Origin of the sequence: Clostridium tyrobutyricum DSM 2637 = ATCC 25755 = JCM 11008 (genome assembly GCF_000359585.1) — a bacterium.
Lineage (GTDB): Bacteria > Bacillota > Clostridia > Clostridiales > Clostridiaceae > Clostridium_B > Clostridium_B tyrobutyricum.
In genome coordinates, this window is sequence record NZ_APMH01000032.1 from 1 (window position 1) to 22,309 (window position 22,309).

Consider the following 22,309-nt stretch of genomic DNA (forward strand, 5'->3'; position numbering starts at 1 on the left):
ACTGACACACTAGGTTATGTTTGTAATGATTGTCTATAATTTAGGCCATGTGCTCTTATTATTTTACAGGTTTAACTTTATAAAAAGTTATATGATCCCTCCATTTTCCATTTATAAATAGATAATCTTTGTTTGTACCAATTTTTTCAAACCCACAGCTTCTAAGTACACTCTGAGATCTTATATTATCTACTAATGTTGAAGCTTCTAATCTATGTAACTTTATTTCATTAAAAGAATATTCAACTGTTAATTTCAAAGCTTCTTTCATATATCCATTTCCCTGATGACTTTCATCTATAGAGTATCCTACAAAAGCACTTTTAAAAACACCTATAACTATATTTGATATCTGTATTTTACCTATAAACTTTTTATTTTTATATATACCAAAATTAACACTTTTACCACCTAAGAAATCTCTATAACTATCCATTAAATTTTTTTTCTGCATTTCCAGTGTATAGAACTTATTTTTACGATCAGGCTCGAATTCACGTAAATATTCCTTATTTCTTATATAATAGTCAAGTACTTCTTCTGCATTTTTAGGAGTTAATATTGAGAGGTCTATTTTATCACCTTTTATATGAAGTCCTTTATTTATACTTATATTTTTAAATCTATCTATTTGAAGTCCAAATAATATTTCATTTTTATATTTGGAATCCACTTTTATACTATCTGATATTATACCTTCAAGTACAAATCCCAAATCAGTAAATGCAGAAATATTTATATCTTCATCTGCTATTATATTTATCTTATTCAAATTCATATTTTTAAAAAGTTGTTTCATTAATATATGAAGTGAATCTTCAAGAAGTTTATAACTTAAATCTCCATGCTTATAAAATTTTATTCTCAATGTACAAAATTTATTTTCTTTAGAAAATTCGGTTATAAATACTCTACCTATGGTTATCCCTAAATTATCCCTTATTATATATTCACTATTAGTGCCTCTGGCTAAATTAATGTTTACAAGCTGGTGTTTTAGCATGCATATCTCTCCTAAACTATAACTTCAAAAATACATAAATATAAATTTAACTACATTAATAGTATAACATAAATAAATTAGATAATCTTTTTCTTTTTTTACATAATATTCCTATAACAATTGGCAAGGAAGTTAACTTCCTTGCCAATTGTTATACAACTATTTTAATTTGTGAATAAATAAACCGCTCCTTAATTTTGGTTCAAACCATGTAGATTTTGGAGGCATTACTTTTCCTTCATCTGCAATTTTCATTAATTCGTTTAATGTAACTGGATACATGGAAAATGCTACTTTATATCCTCCATTATCTACGTTTTTCTCTAATTCTTCAAGTCCCCTTATTCCTCCAACAAAATCAATTCTACTATCATTCCTTGGATCCTTTATACCTAAAACAGGATCTAATAAATTATTTTGAAGAATAGATACATCTAAATTTGAAACTACATCTTCTAATTTATAGTCATCACAGTTAGAGTTAAGTTTATACCATTTTCCATCTAAATACATTCCATAGGTATGTTTGCTAGATGGCTTATATGCTTCATCATTTTCACACAATGTAATTTTAAAATGTTGATTTACTCTTTCCATATACTCTTGTACAGTTAAACCATTTAGGTCCTTGACTATCCTATTATAATCTATAATCCTTAAATCACAATCTGGGAAAATTACAGATAGAAAAAAGTTAAACTCTTCATCTACAGAATAATTTTCTTTCTCTCTTCTCCGCTTAATGCCTACTTTTACAGCTGATGCAGCCCTGTGATGGCCATCAGCTATATATAAATTATCTACTTGTTTAAATATATTGCATATGCGTGATATAGTATCTTCACTATCTATAATCCATACTGTATGAATAACATTATCCTCAGCTTTAAAATTATATATAGGTTTTTTCTCTACCCAGTTTTTTATTATATTATTAATACTGTCATTATATTTATAAGTCATAAAAATAGGTCCTGTATTAGCATCACAATAATCAACATGATTTATCCTGTCTGCTTCTTTATCAGCTCTAGTGTGTTCATGTTTCTTTATAACATCATTAATATAATCGTCAATAGAAGTACATCCTACTATACCCGTTTGGCTTTTTCCATTCATGGTCAATCTATATATATATAGGTAGGGTTTTTTATCTTGAATTAATATATTTTCGGAAATCATTCTTTGTAAATTTTCTTTTGCTTTTTCATATACTTTGACATCATATTGATCTATATTTTTATCCAAATCAATTTCAGCTTTGTCTACATGAAGAAAAGAATATTTATTACCTTTTACTTCCTCTCTTGCTTCGTCACTATTCATAACATCGTAAGGAAGTGCAGCTACCTTATCAGCTAAATCTATCCTTGGTCTTATAGCTTTAAATGCTCTTAAAACAGCCATTTTGTCCTCCATCTAATTTAATATATTACTTATATGCATTTGCAAGTTCTTTATTTGCATGATCAAAATAATTCTCAACTATATTTGATATTTCCATTCCTATTCTTTCCTGTGCTTCTTTTGTAGAACCGGCTATGTGTGGTGTTACTGATACTCTTGCATTATTTATAAGGTCTTGATTTGGTTTTGGCTCCCCACAAAATACATCCAGTGCCGCACCAGCTACTTTTCCAGAGTTAAGAGCTTCTAAAAGTGCATTTTCATCTATTACTCCACCTCTTGCACAGTTTATTATATAAACTCCATCTTTAATTATTGCAAGTTCTTCTTTTCCAATAACTGCTTTATTGTCTTTTCCAAATGGTATATGAACTGATACATAATCCGCTTTCTGCAATAAATCATTTAATTCATAAAATTTATAATTATTATATCCCCTTGCAGCACCTAGTTTATCATAATATATTACTTGCATTCCCATTGCATCTGCCCTTTTGGCAACTTCTTTTGCTATTCTTCCAAAACCTATAAGGCCAAGTGTTTTTCCAAATAATTCAACTCCCTTGTACTTTTTCTTTTCCCATTTTCCCTCTCTCATAGTAATGTTGGAATTATTTATATATCTTGATATAGTAAGCATATGAGCTAAAGTCATCTCCGCTACTGATATAGTGCTGGCATTTGGTGTATTATTAACTTGTATACCATTTTCTTTTGCATAATCAACGTCTATATTATCAAGCCCTACACCGCCTCTTATTATAAGTTTTAATTTTCCATTTTTGGCAATGTCTATGAGAGGTTTTCTTATTTTAGTGGCAGATCTTACTACTATTACATCAAAATTTTTTATCTGATCTTTTAATTCTTCTTCGTCATAATGTTTATCTACAATTTCAAATCCATCTTTCTTCAATTTATCTATAGCTGCTTTTTCCATTCCATCACTGACTAATATCTTTGTCATTTTAATATACCTCCAAATTTTTATAATTTTAAAAAATAAGAATATTCAAACTTATTAATGTATAAATTCTATTAGTTACTAATCTTATTCTATATTTAGTACTATAATTTCAATATATCATTTATATTATTTATAAGTTCCTTTATATCATCAAGAGTAAAATCAGCCATATGAGCTATCCTGAAAGCCTTGCCTTTTAATGTTCCATAACCATTTGATATTTGAAATCCTCGTTTTCCCAACTCTTTATTTAGTTCTCCAATATCAATATTTCTAGTATTCTTTATATTTGTAACTGTATTTGATAAATATCTTTCATCCGAATATAATTCAAAATACTTTCTTGCCCAAGCTCTAACATATTCGGCCATATCCAAATGTCTTTTATATCTGTTTTCAAGTCCTTCTTCAAGAATTCTATCTAACTGATAATCAAGAGCAAACATATGGGATAATGATGGTGTTGAAGGATACTGATAATCTTTTTTATGAATATAATTATAAAGTGACAGAAGGTCTAAATAATATCCTCTAAATTTAACCTTTTTTGCTCTTTCAACCGCTTTTTTTGAAAAAGAACATATTGACATTCCTGGTGGAAGTCCTATAGCTTTTTGAGTGGAAGTGAGACATATATCTATTCCCAACTTATCAACTTCAATTTTTGTACCTGCCATGGAACTAACAGTATCAACACACCATACTACTTCTGGATATTTTTTTATAACCTTTGATATTTCTTCAACAGGATTCATGACTCCTGTTGAAGTCTCGTTATGAGTTATACAAAGTACATCGTATTTACCAGTGGCTAATGCTTTATCTATTCTATCTACATCTACAGCTTTTCCAAAATCCTCTTCAAATAAATCTGCAGGTACATTATTAGCTTCAGCAATCTGATACCATCTCTTTCCAAAAGCTCCTACTGAGAAAATAGCTGCTCGTTTAACTGTACTACATCTTATTGCACCCTCTAAAAGTCCTGTACCTGAAGATGTGGATAGAAGTATTTCTTCATTTGTATAAAATAATTTTCTTAATTTGTCACTAATTCCCCTTTGAAGTTGTGAAGCTTCTTTACTTCTATGACCTATCATAGGTGTAGCCATTTTTTCTAACACGTCTTTTCTTACTTCTACTGGTCCTGGAATAAATAATTTTTTATGCATTTCTTTCCCTCCAAAATTGTATTACTTTATTTAAAGTTATAATTTGCTAAAGTTAATATTAAAAAAAGAACGCGAGCCAATCACCCCCACTTAGGGACGATTGACTCGCGTTGCCACCCTTCTTGATTACATTATTGACTTTAATATAATCCTCTCGTATAATTAACGGCTAATACCGTATTACTCATCGTAATAAACCTCCAAGATGGATTCACTAAAGTATAAGTATCAGTTTACACCATACACTGACTCTCTAAAACCTAACTTAAGTTACTATTCTCTTCACAGGAAAATATAAACTTTTATAAATTTGATCTCAAAAATTTATTTATGAGATTGTAATTTATTATAGAATTTCAATTTTTGTATGTCAATACCTAAATTAAAACTTTTTTTATTTTTTATATAAAATTTTAATTTTAATCTTAATACATAAGTATGTAATTCAATGGTTAAGAGTGACTATTTTATTTATTTAAATTCAATGAATTTATAATCTTGTTTTGAGTTTGATCTATTTTTTTATTTTTATACCTTATTGCATTTATAGGACAGATATGTATACATCTCATGCAAAGCATGCATTTACTGTGAAATATTGCATGTCCATTTTCAAAAGTTATATTATTTTGTGGACAATTCATAAGACATATTCCACATTTACCGCATTCATCAGTAGAAGTCAAATTTTTAGACAATTTAGGGAGTTTTTTTATAAAAATTTTACAAAAAAACTTGCTAAAGTGAAGTCTTAATTCAGAATTTGATTCAACTATAACCGAATCATCAATAAATTTTTTGACAATAAGCTTGATTTTATTTTCAGAATTTGCAAGTAATAATTCAATATTGTCTTTGGTAGGTTTTTTCCCTATAGAAAAATAATAATTGTTTGGCATTCTTATATTAGATTGTATTACAATCTTAAATCCTTTTTTCTTAAGACACTGAGCCATAAAATGAGCAGCAGGAGAAGATTTTGCTGCTTGTGTAGAATAAACTATTGCTTTTATACGTCTATTTTCACATTTAATTTTCTCTAAAAAATTACATACAATTTTAGGTGGAAATTCTGCATATACAGGTGATCCAACAATTATAAAATCATTTTTTTTAAAACACTCATTTTTAACCTGCTCTTTATCTTCTATATTTATTAATTTTAAATCTATATTATAATTTGAAAAATTACTTTTAAATTTATCTGCCACCCACTTGGTATTTCCCGTACCACTAAAGTAGTATAAAACACCTCTCATATTAACTCCCCTGTATCTTATCGTTAATCTATTTTTAGTAAATTTATCCTTTGAATCTTTCTTTTTCATACTTATCCCTATACTGACTCATAATAGTACTTAAAATCTCACTGGCTGTAGGTGGAGTAAAAGTTATAGCATTTGCCCCAGCTTTTATAGTTTTACTTATACTATCATTTGAAAATCCTCCTGTAGCTATTATAGGAAAATCAGGATAATCATTTCTTATGTTTTGTATTATCTTATTTGTGTTTTCTGCACCAGATACATTTATTATGGTAGCACCAGCTTCTATTCTTTCCTTTACATTCTCATATTCAGAAATTATGGTGACTATTATAGGTATATCTATAGTATCTCTTATTTCTTTTATAACTCCATTAGACGTATTACTATTTACAACCACACCCATAACACCTTTAAATTCTGCATCTAATGCTAAATTGACAACTCTTCTTCCTGGTGCGAACCCTCCACCTACACCACAAAACACAGGAATATCAGCTGCTAAAACTATAGCATGTGTTATAAGAGGTTGAGGGGTAAAAGGATATACTGCTATAACAGCATCTGCGTTGGTATTCTTTATTACAGCAACATCTGTACTAAATACAAACGATTTTAGTCTCTTGCCAAATATTCTAATTCCACTGGCCTCTCTTATTGCTTCTGGTAGTTGAATACTATGTCTCTTTAAAATCCCCTTTATCTCTGGCATATATTTGCTCATAATATACCCCCTTAAATTTATCTTAACTACTTCCTTTTACAACTTTGTTGTTCATATCCCAACTCTTTTAAAACCCTTTTAACTATTTTTTTTCCAACCACATCTTCGCTCATTTCACAGATAGCATTTTCTAGTTTAGACCAATTTACAAATTCTACTTCTGAAGATTTTGTTATCTTACCACCATCATATTTAGCCATAAAAGTAAGCATAATTATCTCTTTATTGCTTACATATTGACTTCCCAAATACTTAAGATCTTTTACCTTAAGTCCAGATTCTTCAAGTACCTCTCTATGAACAGTTTCCTCTACAGTCTCACCATTGGTTACATATCCCGATAGTAGTACCTTTGAATTTTTATATATATAGCTTTGTTTAAGTAATAAAATATCATCACCTTTTATTACCGCCACAATAATACAAGGTTTAGGGGTATCAAAAAAGAATATATCATCTTTAGGACAATATGGTACTCCTCCTTCATCCCAACTATATCTTTCTTCTAATTTTCCTCCACACATAGGACAATAATTAAATTTCATAATCATACCCGCTTTAATAAAGCAGATTACACCCCCCTTATATTAATTTTTCAATAATCTATTTTTATATGGTTTATACTTCTAATTTTTTAAATATAGGCTTTAATTATATTATAAGTTTATATGTAATATTTTTCAAACATAAAGTTTATATTTTATATAAATTCCTAAAGTTTAATCTGTATTTCTCTGTCTAATTCAATAAAACTTTCTCCTACATTACAATTATATGCACTTACACATACACCTTCTCTTTGAGCATATCTAAGTGCTTGCCCAAATTCTTCATCCATTTCATCATAAGGGGTAAAATATCTAACGTCCTGCATTTGAATTAAAAATAAAATGCCAGCCTCTCTTCCAGATTTCTTTACTTCTACAAGTTCCATTAGGTGTTTTTTACCCCTTTCTGTAGGAGCATCCGGGAAACTAGTTACTTCATCATGTTCAAGGGTAACCCCTTTTACTTCAAGATAACATTCTTGATTTTCAAAATTTGAAAGTTTAAAATCAAATCTGCTGTTTCCAAAAGTTTTTTCTTTTTCAATTTTATTATATTTTTTAAAATATTCTATCTTACCTTTGTTTAAAGCTTCATATACAACTTTATTAGGTATCTGAGAATCTATATTTATAAGTTTGCCATTCTTATAAGCTGCTATTAAATCATATTTTGTCTTTCGCCTAGGATTATTTTCCTCCCTTAATAATACTTGAACCGTTGGAATTAAAATCTCACTGCATCTTCCTGTGTTTGGAACATGAACTAAAATTTCTTGTCCATCCATATACACATATGCTTCAAATCTATTAGGTCTTGTTAAAAATATAGCTTTTATTATCCTTTTATCAAAAATCATTTTATCATCCCCATAACATTCCTTAAAAATATAATTGTTTACATATTTTTAATATCAAAAATTTACTTTTTAAAAAAATAATTTGAATATTACAAGAAAAATAACTCCTGGTATTCCAAAAAAACCTGCAATAAAAGACGTAATAGCATTTATTCCTATATGTAGTCCAAAATATTGGCCTACAAAATTTACAATTATTAATAGAACAGCTCCCAAAATGGCATTTCCAATTAATTTAATCAGCATTTTTATAGGCCAGGAGAATACCTTAACCAATATATATAATCCCAAGATAGCAATTAAAAAATATCCTATATATTCAAACATATACTCATCTCCCAGTATCAATATCGTAAATCTAAATAATTCCTCTATATTAATTTATATTCTATCAATAAAAAACTATTAATACAAAATGAGTATGTTAACTTTTTTTTAAGAATACCTTTTAATTGTGCCAAAATTTTCAAACATATTTTCAACTTTAATTTTAATTCCATTCTTTTTAGCTTCACTTAACAAGTATATGTATTTTGCCTTCGCTGCTTCTTCCATGTGTATAGCATAATCTATAAGATGCGAATCTTTTACAGTATTAAAATAAATTCCGCATCTCTCTATTTCCTGCCTTGCATCTTCTATATCTCTTAATAACTTTTTCTGCTGTTTTGTATACTTAGAATTTCTCATAAGTAAAACTCTCACTATACTTTTCTTATTCATAAAATTCCTCCTAATTATAGTCCTTATATAAATTTTTGACATAAATTAGGAAAAATATACAAAAACAGTTATAGCTCTGTTCTACCTTCCAATGCCTTTGAAAGAGTTACTTCATCTGCATATTCCAAATCTCCTCCTACTGGTATTCCATGAGCTATTCTTGTTACCTTTACACCAAGAGGTTTTAATATTTTAGAGATATACATTGCCGTAGCCTCACCTTCAACATTAGGATTGGTTGCAACTATAACTTCCTTTATATCTCCATTCATTCTCTTTATAAGTTCTTTAAGTTTTATATCTTCAGGTCCTCTTCCAGCCATAGGTGAGATATTCCCATGAAGTACGTGATAGACACCATTGTACTCTCTTATCTTTTCCATTGCCATTATATCTTTTGGCTGTTCAACTACACAAATCGTACTTTTGTCCCTATTGGGATTTGAACATATGGCACAAGGATCTGAATCAGTAAAATTTCCACACACTGAACAATATCTTATAGTACCTCTTGCCTTAATAAGAGCTTCTGCAAATTCTCTTACTTCATCTGAAGGTAAATTCAACGTATAAATTGTAAGCCTCTGTGCAGTTTTATACCCTATGCCAGGGAGCTTTGCAAATTCCTCTATCAGCTTTTCTATAGCAACTGGATAAAAATCCATTTATATCACCTCAATTTAAAACCCCATCTTAATAAGACGGGGTTAATTTTAAAACATTCCTGGAATATTAAGTCCACCTGTTAATTTTTTCATATCTTCTGCAGATTGTTCATCTGCATTTTTCAATGCTTGATTACATGCAGTAAGAATAAGATCTTCTAACATTTCAATATCCTCTGGATCAACTACTTCAGGCTTTATCTTTATACTTTTTATTTCCTTTTTACCAGTTACAGTTGCAGTTACTGCACCACCACCAACTGTAGCTGAAAATTCCTTGTTTGTCAGCTCTTCCTGCATATCCTGCATTTGCTTTTGCATCTTTTGAGCCTGTTTCATTAAGTTATTCATATTTCCCCCTCCACCAAAGTTAGGGATTCCGCCTCTTGCCATACAATTTCCTCCTCAATTAACTATTGTTGATTATAATTATATCATATTTTTTAAGTATTTTTATAGTTTATCATTCATCAAGTATTTCTACCATATCTTCTCCAAAAGTATCTTTTAATATTTGTTCTTTGGACTCTGAAATCTCATCTTCTCCAGTATCTATTATATACCTAACACTAACTCTTTCCTTTAATACATCTGAAAATATTGATTCAACTATTTTTTGATTTTCAGGTTTTTCAAGCCTCTGCTTATGAAATGCATAATTCTTATTATAGGCTATAGTAATAATGCCGTTTTTACAATTTTCAACTTCACCTGTAGTAAGTGCAGCAAATAGAACCATTTGATGTTTGCTTTTAAAAGATTCTAGTATGTCTTTCCAATTTTTCTTTACTATATCAAGTGTCATGTTTGAATAAGTATTTTCTTGTGCTATTTCTTGAACTTTTGCATTGTCTTTTTTTTGTATTGTCTTTTTAGTATCATGATTTATATTATTCAAGTCTTTGGCTTTAGTATTGTCAATTTGTTTAGTTATTTTAATCTTGCCTTGCTTTATACTTTCCTCAAGTTTATTTAATCGTGATAATATAATTTCTTTTGACGTATCATACTCTACTTTGCACATTTTTATAACTGAAAGCTCAAGATATATTCTACTCTGTTTAGTCCACTTGGACTGTTCTTCTGCATCTTGGAGTATTCTTATATGCCTCATTATTTCTTCTACTCTTATACGCTGAGATTGTTCCTTTATAAGCTTTATATTTTCATCTGACATATCCAAAACTTCTTCAGGATTCTGAGATACCTTTACCATTAAAAGATTTCTAAAATGAATTATCATATCTTTTATAAAATTATAGATATCCTTTCCACTTAAAACTATATCATCAATTACTTTCATGGAATTTTCTATATCTTTTTCTATTATACTATCTGTAAGTTTCAATAAATTTTCATTTGTAACTAAACCAAGCATATCAACTACATTTTTATATTCGACTTTCCCATCTCCCATGGATATTGCCTGATCCAGTATACTAAGAGCATCTCTCATAGCTCCATCACACATTCTGGATATTAAATTAATACTTTTATCATCTGAAAATATACCCTTATTATCTACGATATATCTAAGTCTTTTAAATATATCCATGCTCTTTATTCTTCTGAAATCAAACTTTTGACATCTTGATAATATAGTAGAAGGTAATTTTTGAGGATCTGTAGTTGCAAGTATAAATAGGACATTTTTAGGTGGCTCTTCAAGTGTTTTCAAGAATGCATTGACTGCTTCCTGAGTCAACATGTGAACCTCATCCATTATATATACCTTATATTTTCCCTCTTGAGGTGGGTATTTGACATTTTCTATTACATCTTTTATATCTTCCAGTCTCCTTTTTGATGCTGCATCCATTTCAATGACATCAATAGCAGTACCGGAATTTATTTTCCTGCACATTTCACATTCATTACAAGGTTCACCATCTTTTAAATCCGTACAATTTACTGCTTTTGCCAAAATTTTTGCAGTGGATGTTTTTCCCGTTCCCCTAGTACCTGAAAACAAATATGCATGTGCTATTCTATTACTGAGGATTTGATTCCTCAACGTTACAGTTATATGTTCCTGACCAACTACATCTTTAAATGTTTTAGGTCTCCATTCTCTATAAAGTGCCTTGTAAGCCATAATATCACCTTCTTTTATATATTATAACCTATATAATTAAAAGAGTTAATATAGGCTTTTAATTATAATAAAAAAGATACCCGAAGGTATCTTAAAATCTTTATCATTAAAGTCGTGCACCTTGCCTCGTCTAATAAACTATAAGCGTTACCCATATAGTTAACTCAAACTAGGTTTTTCCACGGCACACGAAAAGTATCACTTACCGCTGCTTCCTTCCGGACCTGACGGGGTTCATGAGTTTCCGTTGCGTGGGACCCGGCTATCAACGTCACTTGTATGGGCCAGACCCAACAGCTTACAGCCTAAGCAAGGAATTCAATCCTGCTATAGCGGATTGCAGGTACAGGGCACCGCTAACTCCCCATCTAGCACGACAAAGTTAAAATGGCGGAGAGAGGGGGATTCGAACCCCCGGTAGAGTTTCCCCTACACACGCTTTCCAGGCGTGCTCCTTAAACCACTCGGACATCTCTCCAAGGCATTTACTCATGAAATAATATATTTAATTTATCTATACACATAACACGAACAATCAATATTATACTAGAGACATAATAATATTTCAAGAGTTTATAAAAAATATTTTTAAAAATTACTGCCATTCCATCCCCAATGTTCCACCTCTTCATATTTTATATATATTTGTGAAGGTTTTATATTCAACTCCTGACTAAAGATATTGGTAATTTCCTTTGTCAAACTATCGTATTCCTTATTATCTGCTTTCCCAAATATTTTTACTTCAATAAATGCAATTGATTCCTCATTACTTCCTTTAAAATAAAGATTTGAATTATCCTGAAAAGAAAGCATAAGCCATTTTTCAGATTTTCCTGGAATAAGTTCGATAGCCTTTCCAAGTTTTTGCTTTATATTTTTTTCTTTCTCCCTGGTAATTTCTACATTAACCTTTGTCTGAATATATGGCATAATTATCTCCTCCAACACTAAGTTTAATATATTTAATCATCAAAACCTATCTAGAACTTTATCCTTTGCTTTAGTAATTGAGGCAACACGAAGTGAAAAAAGTATTCCTACTATAAGAAAACATGAAATCATACCTATTACCCCCGGCCACCCATATTTAGACCAGAAAGTACCTCCTGTAGTGCCTCCTATACTTGAACCTACGTAATAAAAGAATAGATAAAGTGATGATGCCTGTGCCTTATCATGATTTGCAATTTTTCCTATCCAACTGCTCACAATTGAATGACTTCCAAAAAATCCGAATGTAAATATACAAATTCCGATTATTTTTAGGGCTAAATTTACATTCAATGTAACAACTGCTCCTGCAGCCATTACTAGAACTATAATCCAGAGTACTTTAGAGTTTCCCCTTCTATCTGCCAATCTACCTGACCAGGTAGAACTAAAAGTACCTATAGTATAAATTATAAATATAAAACTAACTAAAGTTGGACTAAGTAAGTAAGGTGGTGCAATTAATTGATATCCAATAAAATTATATAATGAAACAAAACTTCCCATAATTAAAAATCCAATAACATACAGACAAAGTAATCTAGGATTTTTAAGATGATTCAACATTGACTTTAATAACTTTCCTATTTCCATCTTGCGTGCAACAAAATGCTGCGACTTTGGAAGCTTGTTCCAAAATAAAACACTTGCTGCTGCACTAAGTACACCTATTGCACATAAGGCAACCCTCCATCCAAAAAAATCAGTAAGAGTTCCTATAATAATACGACCACTCATTCCACCTATGGAGTTTCCACTAATATACAACCCCATGGCTACACCCAGGCTTTTCGGATCAATTTCTTCTCCTATATATGCCATTGCAACTGCTGGTAGGCCTGCTAACACAAGACCTTGAAGTATTCTGAAAATTAAAAGATAATGAAACCCAGGCACAAATGCAGTTAATATTACAAGTATAGATGCTGACATAAGTGAAAAGCTCATAACTTTCTTTCTTCCAAAAACTTCAGACAAAGATCCAAAAACAAGCATACTAAATGCTAGAGCAATAGTAGTACATGAAAGAGATAAACTTGCAACTGTAGGTGAAATATGAAATTCTTTAGATAAATTAGGCATTATAGGCTGAGTACTATACAAAATCGCAAATGTATCAAATCCACCTGCAAATAATGCCATATTAACATTGCGGAATTCCTTTGTACCTTTCTTTATGTAATTCATAAAACCACTCCGAACTTGACTTTCTAAATTTCACTCATAAATCATATTTTATAACTTTCTCTTATTAATAACAAGCTTTGATACCTTGCTTATTTAAACAATAAAAATGTAGGAGCTATCAACCATTAAGCTGATAGCTCCCATACTGGCGGAGATGGTGGGATTCGAACCCACGTGCCCTTGCGGACAACTTGATTTCGAGTCAAGCTCGTTACGACCACTTCGATACATCTCCAAGATTCACATTAATATTATACAGAACCAAATTAAATAAATCAAACTAATTATTTAATTTGGTCTTTTTAGCTTAAAAAATTCTTCCAAAATATTGCTGCATATATCGTTATAAAGCCATTTTACATTTACAAAACTATTTAAATTTGGATTATGAATTAAATTTAAAACAGAACCGCATGCACCACAAGATGTATTAAATGTTCCTATATAAAGGCTACTTATCCTGCTCTGAATTATAGCTCCTGCACACATTGGACATGGCTCAAGGGTAACATACATACTGCATCCTGAAAGTCTCCAATTATCAATCATCTTTGAAGCCTGTCTTATTGCCAACAACTCAGCGTGGCAGGTGACATCCTTTTCACTCTCTTTCAAATTATGTGCTCTTGCCAATATTTTATTATCTTTTACAATTACTACTCCTACAGGAACCTCATTTAACTCTAATGCGCGATTTGCCTCTTTTATAGCTTCCTGCATAAAATCCATTTTTATCTCCATCTGTGGTATAATTTAATTATTGTATTGAAACTCGTAAGGTTTTCACTTAAAATTAGAGTACAAAATAAATTTTATTTCTATATAAAAAATCCTGCAAATATACTTACAGGAATTAAAACACTTAATGTCATACTTCTTAAAATACTATTTATGGTGTACCCGAGAGGAGTCGAACCTCCGGCACGTGGTTTAGGAAACCACTGCTCTATCCTACTGAGCTACGAGTACACATTGCTTTACCTTAATATTTTATTACAGATTATTAGTATTGTCAATTTTTTTATTCCATTAACATATACATAATTTATATACATGCATAATAATATAATTAAATGTTGTGTAAAATCATAACTAATTGGACAAAATTAAAATATAACTAAATAAAAATTTGGGGAGGTATATACTATGATTAGTGAATTAAAAAAACTATTTCTAGCAAGTGTAGGATCAGCTGCCTATACCTACGAAAAGGCTTCAAAATTAATCGACGAAATGGTTCAAAAAGGTAAAATCACAGTAGATGAAGGTAAACAATTATCTGAAGAGTTAAAGAGAAATGTAATAAATAAAAAAAATCAAATAAAACCTTTAACTAAGGATGAGCTTATTTCCATATTAAATAATTCAAATTTTGCTTCAAAAGAAGATATATCATCTATAAATGAGAGATTAACCAAACTAGAAGAAAAGATAAAGAATAACTAAAGTCCAAAAGGACTTTAGTTATTCTATTATAAAATGCCAAAGAATTCATCCGCACGCTTTAGGGAAATTGTAAAAGTATTGGGTAAATATGGTTTTAAATTTATACGAAGCAGAGGAAAACACTCCCCTGAAAATTTAAGAAAGGCTTTTGAAGAATTAGGTCCTACTTTTATTAAAATAGGACAGATTCTAAGTTCAAGACCAGATATATTACCTGTACAATACGTTAAGGAACTCTCAAAACTTCAAGATGATGTACCACCTGAAAAATTTGATGATATAAACAAAGTATTTTTTAGTGATTTCAACAAAAATATAGAAGACTGTTTTTTACATTTTGAGAAAATACCTTTTGCATCTGCATCTGTTGCTCAAGTTTACAGTGCTACCTTAAAAGATGGAAGAGATGTAGTTGTAAAAATTCAAAGACCCTATATCAAGCAAAAAATGGATACCGATATATCTATATTATATAAAATAATAAAACTGGCAAAAAATAAATTTAAAAACTCAATAGTGGATCCAGAAGAAGCATTAGACGAATTAAAATTTTCTACAACTCAGGAACTTAATTTTAATTTAGAAGCAAAAAACATGATAAAATTTAAGACTCTAAATAAAAACGTGGCTTTCTGCCATGTACCTTATATAATAAAAGATTTATCTAAAAACAAAGTAATAACTATGGAAAAAATTGATGGATTCAAAATAAATGATTTAGGAAAATTAAAATTATACAATTATGACTTAGATGATTTAGGAAAAAAACTTGCAATATCATTTTTTAAACAGGTTTTTACAGATGGTTTTTTTCATGCAGATCCTCATCCTGGAAACTTACTTATACAAAAAAATAAAATATGCTTTATAGATTTTGGAATGGTGGGCAATATATCCAGTTCATTGAAATTATCATTAAATGAAATAATCATATCTATAGTTTATAAAGATTTGGATAAGCTTGTATCAGTAATTATGTCAATAGGAATTAAAAAAGGTCTTGTGGACAAAAATCAATTATATGAAGATATAGATAATTTGCTTTCAAACTATCTTGGGACATCTTTAGAAAATATAAAAATTTCTGTTTTAATAGGAGAAGTTTTTAATTGTGCCAAAAATAACAATATAACATTACCTAAAGATTTTATTCTCCTCGTAAAAAGTTTAATTATAGTAGAAGGTCTAGTAACAGAAATATCACCTCAAATTCAAATTTTAGATATTGCCGTTCCCTTTGTAAAAAATAGCAGCAAAACTTATCTACTGGATAGTATAAATTTAGATGATATTTTAATGAACTCCTATAACTTTACAAAAAACTCAATAAAATTACCTACAAAATTTATTGAATTAATTGATGGAATACTGAATGGAAGAGCTAAAATTCAGTTGAAATTTAATAAAATTGAGAATTCTATAAAACAATTAAATAAAATGACAAATAGACTTTCTATAGCCTTAATATCATGTTCTATGCTAATAAGTTCTTCACTAATTTTAAATTCAAATATAGGACCTAAAATTTATAATATATCATTGTTAGGATCTATAGGAATGTTTATCTCATTATTTATAAGTTTAATACTTATAATATCAATAATAAAATCTGACAAAATTTGATACTAAAATGCTGATAATATCTTATCAGCATTTTCTCACACTTATATTTTAATTTCTATTCCACCTAAAATATATTCTATAATATTATCTATCATATGATTATAATTTTTCTTGTCTTTATTTACGTTTTCATTATCCTGATTTATTAGCTCATATACAGCAGCTGAACATATAGAACCAAATAAAGTATATGCCATATAATAAGTATTGTCTTTTTTTATGCTTCCTTCATCTACAGCATCCTCCAAATACTTCTGTATATACATAATATATTTATTTATAGACTCTCTTAATTCTAATTGTCTACTTTCTTGACCCCAAAGCTGACTCATTATTACCTTAAAAAAATCTTTTTTTTCATATACCAATCCTAATTGTATTTTACATAATACTTTCAACTTGGATAATGCATCTTGTTTAGTATTTGCAATGTCTTCTATTTCTTCTTTTATAATACTCATTCCTTGTGATATTATATATTTAAATATTTCTTCTTTACTTTTAAAATGATAATATAATGTTCCTTTTGCAACTCCAGTATCAGCTGCTATTGCATCCATAGTAGCACCATCATATCCATAATTTGAAAAAATCTTTATAGCAGATTCAAAAATAGCCATTTTAGTATTGTTCATATATACCACTCCAGGTTTTTAATATATATCATATTAATTTATAATAATTATGTTATATATAATTTTAGTATAAATAATACTTAAAATCTACTACTATAAATAAATTGACCATGATCAATATGATAATTATAATGAGTATACAGGAAAATATATGTTAAGGAGCTAAATAAGATGATCAAATACTATAACAGAAGATCAAAAAAATATGAAATAGAACATATCGCAGGAGATAAATACCTGAAATGGATTTATTCTTCACCCATAGGTATGAAGCTCTTAGAATTAATAGTGAAAAAAAAAGTTTTCTCTAAATTGTACGGATATTTTTGTAATACTGGTTTAAGCAGGAGAAAAATATATACTTTTATTAAAGATTTTAATATTGATATGGAAGAATCAATAGATAATATATATGATTTTAAAAGTTTTAATGATTTCTTCACAAGAAAACTAAAAAAATCTGCAAGACCAACTGACAAAAACAGTAATATATTAATTTCACCTGGAGATGGAAGAGTTCTAGCTTATTCAAATATAGATTTAAATAAACTTATTCAAGTAAAAGGATATACATACAAACTATATGATTTAATTGAAAATAAAAACATTGCAGAAAAATTTAAATCTGGAAATTTGATTATACTTAGATTAGCTCCCGTAGATTATCATAGATTTCATTTTATAGATAATGGAACTTGTAGTATTTCACATAGAATTAAAGGAGATTATTATTCAGTAAATCCAATATCATTAAAAAAAATCCCAGAAGTATTTTGTAAAAATGAAAGACAGTGGAGCATACTTAATTCTGAAAATTTTGGAGATGTCCTCTATGTAGAAATAGGTGCAACATGCGTAGGTTCTATAGTTCAAACATATACTCCTCAACATAAAATATATAAAGGATATGAAAAAGGATATTTTAAATTTGGAGGTTCTACTATAATATTATTCTTTGAAAAAGATAAGATTGCAATTGATAAAGATATAATTTATCAGACAAATATAGGCTATGAAACTAAAGTCATAATGGGAGAAAAAATAGGAACTAAATACAAACTTTAATATTAAAATATTTAAAATAAATTAATATTATTCTTAAAAATAAGCATAATAAAAATATATTAAGTATTTTAATTTAAAGGAGAGATATAAATGAAAAAGAAATTTTCGATAATTATAACAGCGTTATTAGTTACCCTAAATTTAGTTGGTTGTGGAACTAATCAAAATGCTACTAAAGTGAAAAATAAAGTACAAAATGCACCTCAGCAAGCAAAAAATGATGTTATAACAATACCAAAGGACTTAAATGCTGATATGGGTACTGGAACCTTTTACATATCCACTGCATCTGGTACATCTAAAAATGGAGCTACACCTATTGTGAATAAAAAAAGTAATGATACAGTTGAACGTATTCAATTAAATACAACTGATTTTAGTGCTAAAAACTCAAGTTATATATTTGTAGACGGTATTTTAAATACTAAACAACAGCTATCAAATAGTAAATCCAATATAGATATTAAAGATAGTGCCCTTAAACAAGGTAAACATAGAATTGACATTGTTCAATTTAATAATAATAAGACGACTGACAAAGTTCTTACACACAAATCAGCTTATTATGAAGTTAGATCATAATTATATATGTACACAGTAGAGGATATACTTTTATATTCTCTACTGTACTTTTTAATAGCTGCCTAATTTTTTCTCTTCAATCTTGTTTAATAATTTATTATATTTTGTAGTTAACGTAAGAAATTCTTTTCTATTTCCTAACATTAATGAAACTTCTATACTGTTTCTTAAATTTCTTATTTTATTAGCCATATATTCTTCGTAAGATAACCACTCATATATTTTTATATCATCGTTATTCATTTTTACTTCTAATTTCTTATAGTGTAAGAAAAAGCTAATCAAATCGGCTGGCTCTTTATAAATACTAATACTGATTCCATACTGAACTTTTTTTATAATGAATAGATCAGAATTTTTATGTTCCTGTTCTACCCAAACTTTAGTACCATTCTTAAGTTCTTTAATATCATCAAAATTATATCTTTCTCCCTTCATAAAACCACACCCCTTTTATTTTTGAAATCCTTTTCACACAAAATAATAAAAATCTTTATATAGATAATATATGTATATCAAAATTATCTACCACTAAATTTTAATATTCTTAAATAAATAATTCTACAAATATTTAAAAAATCCTTTAAAATAAAAGAAGAGATAAAAAATTAATATCTCTTCTTTCTAAATTATCAATTCACTTGCATATGGTAGCGTTTCTATCCAATTGCAAAATTTTCTCCATTCAGGCAATCTATGGTTCTTTCTCTGACTATATACACCTTTTAAACATCTATAATTAGTGGTTAACCTTGCCGTTAATTCAAATCCTGATGGATTAGAATATAGTAACTTCAGATAATCTTCCATATCGTGAGTATTATTGTATTGCTCCTTAAGTTCATTCATAATAGAAATAATCCTTTTATCTACATATTCGTTATATTGTTGTGATAAATCAAATTTGGCTATTCTATGCATAGTAGATTGACTGCTAACAAAAGTAATGAACCTATATCTCTCCAATTCGATCCATGCCTTATTTGAAAAAGTTAAATCAAAAGCTACTCTTATACCTGATAAAAATTGATCATGTGCCTCTCCTTTAGGAGATTGGGCTAATCTTTTAACTGTATCTGTAATATCGAAATTACATTTATCAGTACTTATTGCCATAGGGTACTTACTTGCTTTTACACTTTCTTCTAAATCATATACCTTTACATTTTCTATTTTCAATTAGTATACCTCCAATTTTAAACTTGACCTTACATAAGAATAAAATAAAAAGCTCTCACATATACAAGTGAAAGCCTTGCTATTGGTGCGCCAGAGAGGATTCGAACCCCCGGCACGCTGGTTCGTAGCCAACTGCTCTATCCAACTGAGCTACTAGCGCATAATAAATTTTAAAGTATTTAATAAATACCCTATTTAATATTATATTATATTTAAATTATGTAGTCAAATAAATTAGATAACTTTAATTTAGATTTCGCATAAAAAAATCATTATATAAAATAATATAATGATCTTCAATAAAACTTGGCGGAGAAAGAGGGATTTGAACCCTCGCGCCGGTTACCCGACCTACGCCCTTAGCAGGGGCGCCTCTTCGGCCACTTGAGTATTTCTCCATGCCCTACGATTTATAATTTAAAATTAAAAAATGGCGGAAAGAAAGGGATTCGAACCCTTGGTACGGTCACCCGTACGCCGGTTTTCAAGACCGGTGCCTTAAACCAACTCGACCATCTTTCCAAGACCGCTAACAGATATTATTGTATCATCATCAATTATAAAAGTCAACATTTTTTTATGCAATAATAAAAAAAGTATGATTGAATTGTGATACTGTCTTAGTATACCGCATTTGATTATGTCCCAAATAAATAAGTTTATATTATAATAAAACCTCATGACTAAGAAATGGGGTGGACAAAATCAGAAGGGTAGTTTTAACAATGAATGAGAATGTAAAGTATAACATAATAAAGAAATTAGTAGAGAGTAATGGTAACAATCAAAGAGCTGCCATACAGATTAATTGTACTGTTAGACACATTAACAGAATGATTAAAGGGTATAAGGAGAAAGGAAAAGACTTTTTTATACATGGAAATCACGGTAGAAATCCTGTTCATGCTTTAGATAATTCTATAAAACAGACTATTGTTAACTTATATCGAACAAAATATGAAGGCACAAATTTAACTCATTTTTCAGAACTCTTAGAAGGATTTGAAGGGATCAAAGTTTCATCAAACACTATACGTTCCATCCTTTTACAAGAATTCATCCTGTCCCCTAAGGCAAAACACGCTTCTAAGAAGACCCTACAAGCTAAACTTAAAGATATGCCAAAATCTACAAAGTCAAAAAAGCAGGCTGGTATTATTCAAAATTCTATTCTTGTTGTAGAAGATACTCATCCCAAGCGTCCGAGATGTGCCTATTTTGGAGAAATGCTTCAGATGGATGCTTCTCTTCACCCTTCATTTAGTGGAAAAAAGTCAACTCCATATAGCTGTAGATGATGCCACAGGTGCTATTGCAGGTGCTTATTTTGATGCTCAAGAAATGCTGGATGGCTATTACCATGTACTTGAGAAAATACTGAAAACCTATGGTATTCCTTATATGTTTTACACCGATAGGCGTACAGTTTTTTGAGTATAAGCAGAAAAAATCCCCTTCTATCGAAGAGGACACTTTTACTCAATTCGGTTATGCCTGTAAGCAGTTAGAAATTGAGATTAAAACCAGCAGTATTCAACAAGCCAAATGGCATGTGGAACGAATTTTTCAAACACTGCAATCACGACTTTCTATCGAAAAAATCAATTTAATTCTTGGTGTACTTGCCAGCAGGAAAGTAGACAATGAGAGTTGTGTAAAATACAATAAAAGATATCATCTTCCAGTAGATGCTAATGGCCACCCAGTATATTATCATAAGGATACCTGCGGTACAGTAATAAAGGCATTTAACAATGATATATATTTTTGTGTAAACGAAAAAGTTTATGCACTTGAATTGCTTCCGGATCATGTTTCTTCACCAAAAAATTTTGATCTTGCAAATACTTCAAAAGTTCCAAAGAAACACTATATACCACCGATAAGTCATCCATGGAAACAGGCTTCATCTGAACATTACTGCAATAAACAGCTCATAGGCAAAAAGAAAATACAGCTTAAAGAAATAAAAAATCATTTTACTTAAAAAATTTAAGTTGAGAAATGTATTTTCTATACCGAAAAATAATGTTATAAGCATAACAAAACACCAGCTGCTGCTGGTGCTGGTGCTAATAATTAAAACTTTTTGGGACATTTTCAAAATTAGTTGACACATTTTTTTATGCAATAATAAAAAAAGTTTAAAAAGCAAATCTACCCTTTAAACTT

23 protein-coding genes, 6 tRNA genes, 1 other RNA gene, 1 pseudogene and 1 other annotated feature are annotated in these 22,309 nt (G+C 29.3%); of the genes and pseudogenes, 5 read left to right on the forward strand and 26 right to left on the reverse strand.

Annotation, left to right across the window (positions count from 1 at the left end):
- Nucleotides 1–58: 58 nt before the first annotated feature.
- From J418_RS0112425 to J418_RS0112515, 20 genes are all read right to left on the reverse strand, one after another.
- Nucleotides 59–1,003 (reverse strand): GNAT family N-acetyltransferase, encoded by a 945-nt coding sequence (locus J418_RS0112425; RefSeq protein ID WP_017895762.1) that lies wholly within the window; start codon nucleotides 1,001–1,003, stop codon nucleotides 59–61.
- A 159-nt stretch (nucleotides 1,004–1,162) separates the two neighbouring features.
- Nucleotides 1,163–2,410 carry a DUF1015 domain-containing protein gene (locus tag J418_RS0112430; protein ID WP_017752396.1) on the reverse strand — a complete coding sequence of 416 codons (1,248 nt, stop codon included), beginning with the start codon at nucleotides 2,408–2,410 and terminating at the stop codon, nucleotides 1,163–1,165.
- A gap of 25 nt (nucleotides 2,411–2,435) precedes the next feature.
- Nucleotides 2,436–3,377, reverse strand: coding sequence for a D-2-hydroxyacid dehydrogenase (locus J418_RS0112435; protein WP_017752397.1), 942 nt, complete (start codon nucleotides 3,375–3,377; stop codon nucleotides 2,436–2,438).
- 101 nt (nucleotides 3,378–3,478) lie between these two features.
- On the reverse strand, nucleotides 3,479–4,549 hold the full coding sequence (locus J418_RS0112440) for a pyridoxal-phosphate-dependent aminotransferase family protein (protein ID WP_017752398.1): 1,071 nt from the start codon (nucleotides 4,547–4,549) through the stop codon (nucleotides 3,479–3,481).
- Between the two features lie 89 nt (nucleotides 4,550–4,638).
- Nucleotides 4,639–4,844: a binding site (T-box leader), on the reverse strand.
- 172 nt (nucleotides 4,845–5,016) lie between these two features.
- Nucleotides 5,017–5,877, reverse strand: coding sequence for an EFR1 family ferrodoxin (locus tag J418_RS0112445; protein ID WP_017752399.1), 861 nt, complete (start codon nucleotides 5,875–5,877; stop codon nucleotides 5,017–5,019).
- Nucleotides 5,852–6,538: a hydrolase gene (locus J418_RS0112450; protein ID WP_017752400.1), complete on the reverse strand. Its 687-nt coding sequence runs from the start codon at nucleotides 6,536–6,538 to the stop codon at nucleotides 5,852–5,854. The genes J418_RS0112445 and J418_RS0112450 overlap by 26 nt, the downstream gene beginning before the upstream one ends.
- A 26-nt stretch (nucleotides 6,539–6,564) precedes the next feature.
- A complete protein-coding gene (locus J418_RS0112455; protein ID WP_017895763.1) occupies nucleotides 6,565–7,083 on the reverse strand; it encodes an NAD(+) diphosphatase in 519 nt (172 codons plus the stop codon).
- Between the two features lie 167 nt (nucleotides 7,084–7,250).
- On the reverse strand, nucleotides 7,251–7,943 hold the full coding sequence (gene sfsA, locus J418_RS0112460) for a DNA/RNA nuclease SfsA (RefSeq protein ID WP_017752402.1): 693 nt from the start codon (nucleotides 7,941–7,943) through the stop codon (nucleotides 7,251–7,253).
- Between the two features lie 69 nt (nucleotides 7,944–8,012).
- A complete protein-coding gene (locus J418_RS0112465; protein ID WP_017752403.1) occupies nucleotides 8,013–8,270 on the reverse strand; it encodes a pro-sigmaK processing inhibitor BofA family protein in 258 nt (85 codons plus the stop codon).
- A gap of 108 nt (nucleotides 8,271–8,378) precedes the next feature.
- Nucleotides 8,379–8,666, reverse strand: coding sequence for a DUF2508 family protein (locus tag J418_RS0112470; RefSeq protein WP_017752404.1), 288 nt, complete (start codon nucleotides 8,664–8,666; stop codon nucleotides 8,379–8,381).
- A gap of 68 nt (nucleotides 8,667–8,734) precedes the next feature.
- The gene (gene recR / locus J418_RS0112475) at nucleotides 8,735–9,331 is read right to left on the reverse strand and encodes a recombination mediator RecR (protein WP_017752405.1); all 597 of its coding nucleotides are present in this window, start codon (nucleotides 9,329–9,331) and stop codon (nucleotides 8,735–8,737) included.
- 48 nt (nucleotides 9,332–9,379) lie between these two features.
- Nucleotides 9,380–9,724 carry a YbaB/EbfC family nucleoid-associated protein gene (locus J418_RS0112480; protein ID WP_017752406.1) on the reverse strand — a complete coding sequence of 115 codons (345 nt, stop codon included), beginning with the start codon at nucleotides 9,722–9,724 and terminating at the stop codon, nucleotides 9,380–9,382.
- Between the two features lie 70 nt (nucleotides 9,725–9,794).
- Nucleotides 9,795–11,426 (reverse strand): DNA polymerase III subunit gamma/tau, encoded by a 1,632-nt coding sequence (gene dnaX, locus J418_RS0112485; RefSeq protein ID WP_017752407.1) that lies wholly within the window; start codon nucleotides 11,424–11,426, stop codon nucleotides 9,795–9,797.
- Nucleotides 11,427–11,538: 112 nt separating this feature from the next.
- An RNA gene (gene ffs, locus J418_RS16215) (signal recognition particle sRNA large type) lies at nucleotides 11,539–11,803 on the reverse strand.
- A gap of 11 nt (nucleotides 11,804–11,814) precedes the next feature.
- Nucleotides 11,815–11,904 (reverse strand) — tRNA-Ser (locus J418_RS0112490).
- 110 nt (nucleotides 11,905–12,014) lie between these two features.
- Nucleotides 12,015–12,359, reverse strand: coding sequence for a phenylpyruvate tautomerase MIF-related protein (locus J418_RS0112495; RefSeq protein ID WP_017752408.1), 345 nt, complete (start codon nucleotides 12,357–12,359; stop codon nucleotides 12,015–12,017).
- 39 nt (nucleotides 12,360–12,398) lie between these two features.
- Nucleotides 12,399–13,607 (reverse strand): MFS transporter, encoded by a 1,209-nt coding sequence (locus tag J418_RS0112500; RefSeq protein WP_017895764.1) that lies wholly within the window; start codon nucleotides 13,605–13,607, stop codon nucleotides 12,399–12,401.
- Between the two features lie 146 nt (nucleotides 13,608–13,753).
- A tRNA-Ser gene (locus J418_RS0112505) sits at nucleotides 13,754–13,842 on the reverse strand.
- A gap of 53 nt (nucleotides 13,843–13,895) precedes the next feature.
- Nucleotides 13,896–14,336 carry a nucleoside deaminase gene (locus J418_RS0112510; RefSeq protein WP_017752410.1) on the reverse strand — a complete coding sequence of 147 codons (441 nt, stop codon included), beginning with the start codon at nucleotides 14,334–14,336 and terminating at the stop codon, nucleotides 13,896–13,898.
- A gap of 163 nt (nucleotides 14,337–14,499) precedes the next feature.
- Nucleotides 14,500–14,576: transfer RNA gene (locus tag J418_RS0112515), tRNA-Arg, on the reverse strand.
- A 177-nt stretch (nucleotides 14,577–14,753) separates the two neighbouring features.
- Between J418_RS0112515 and J418_RS0112520 the strand changes: the two genes are divergently transcribed.
- Together J418_RS0112520 and J418_RS0112525 are read left to right on the forward strand one after the other, a co-directional pair.
- The gene (locus tag J418_RS0112520; protein ID WP_017752411.1) at nucleotides 14,754–15,053 is read left to right on the forward strand and encodes a phasin family protein; all 300 of its coding nucleotides are present in this window, start codon (nucleotides 14,754–14,756) and stop codon (nucleotides 15,051–15,053) included.
- Between the two features lie 33 nt (nucleotides 15,054–15,086).
- Nucleotides 15,087–16,676: an ABC1 kinase family protein gene (locus J418_RS0112525; protein ID WP_017752412.1), complete on the forward strand. Its 1,590-nt coding sequence runs from the start codon at nucleotides 15,087–15,089 to the stop codon at nucleotides 16,674–16,676.
- Between the two features lie 41 nt (nucleotides 16,677–16,717).
- Here J418_RS0112525 and J418_RS0112530 read toward each other — a convergent pair whose 3' ends face one another.
- Complete coding sequence (locus J418_RS0112530; protein ID WP_017752413.1) at nucleotides 16,718–17,311, reverse strand: TetR/AcrR family transcriptional regulator; 594 nt, start codon at nucleotides 17,309–17,311, stop codon at nucleotides 16,718–16,720.
- Nucleotides 17,312–17,482: 171 nt separating this feature from the next.
- Here J418_RS0112530 and J418_RS0112535 point away from each other — a divergent pair, with 171 nt between their 5' ends.
- On the forward strand, nucleotides 17,483–18,376 hold the full coding sequence (locus J418_RS0112535) for a phosphatidylserine decarboxylase (protein ID WP_017752414.1): 894 nt from the start codon (nucleotides 17,483–17,485) through the stop codon (nucleotides 18,374–18,376).
- Nucleotides 18,377–18,466: 90 nt separating this feature from the next.
- Nucleotides 18,467–18,958: a hypothetical protein gene (locus J418_RS0112540; RefSeq protein ID WP_017752415.1), complete on the forward strand. Its 492-nt coding sequence runs from the start codon at nucleotides 18,467–18,469 to the stop codon at nucleotides 18,956–18,958.
- Between the two features lie 51 nt (nucleotides 18,959–19,009).
- Here the strand turns inward: J418_RS0112540 and J418_RS0112545 are convergent, their stop codons facing one another.
- The 5 genes from J418_RS0112545 to J418_RS0112565 all read right to left on the reverse strand — a co-directional run bounded on the left by J418_RS0112545 (nucleotide 19,010) and on the right by J418_RS0112565 (nucleotide 20,659).
- Nucleotides 19,010–19,396, reverse strand: a complete 387-nt coding sequence (locus J418_RS0112545; RefSeq protein ID WP_017752416.1) for a hypothetical protein — start codon at nucleotides 19,394–19,396, stop codon at nucleotides 19,010–19,012.
- A 186-nt stretch (nucleotides 19,397–19,582) separates the two neighbouring features.
- A complete protein-coding gene (locus J418_RS0112550; protein ID WP_017752417.1) occupies nucleotides 19,583–20,137 on the reverse strand; it encodes a hypothetical protein in 555 nt (184 codons plus the stop codon).
- Nucleotides 20,138–20,220: 83 nt separating this feature from the next.
- Nucleotides 20,221–20,297, reverse strand: a tRNA-Arg gene (locus J418_RS0112555).
- A gap of 147 nt (nucleotides 20,298–20,444) precedes the next feature.
- Nucleotides 20,445–20,535 (reverse strand) — tRNA-Ser (locus tag J418_RS0112560).
- A gap of 33 nt (nucleotides 20,536–20,568) precedes the next feature.
- A tRNA-Ser gene (locus J418_RS0112565) sits at nucleotides 20,569–20,659 on the reverse strand.
- Between the two features lie 203 nt (nucleotides 20,660–20,862).
- Between J418_RS0112565 and J418_RS17110 the strand changes: the two are divergent.
- A pseudogene (locus tag J418_RS17110) lies at nucleotides 20,863–22,099 on the forward strand (ISNCY family transposase).
- Nucleotides 22,100–22,309 lie beyond the last annotated feature (210 nt).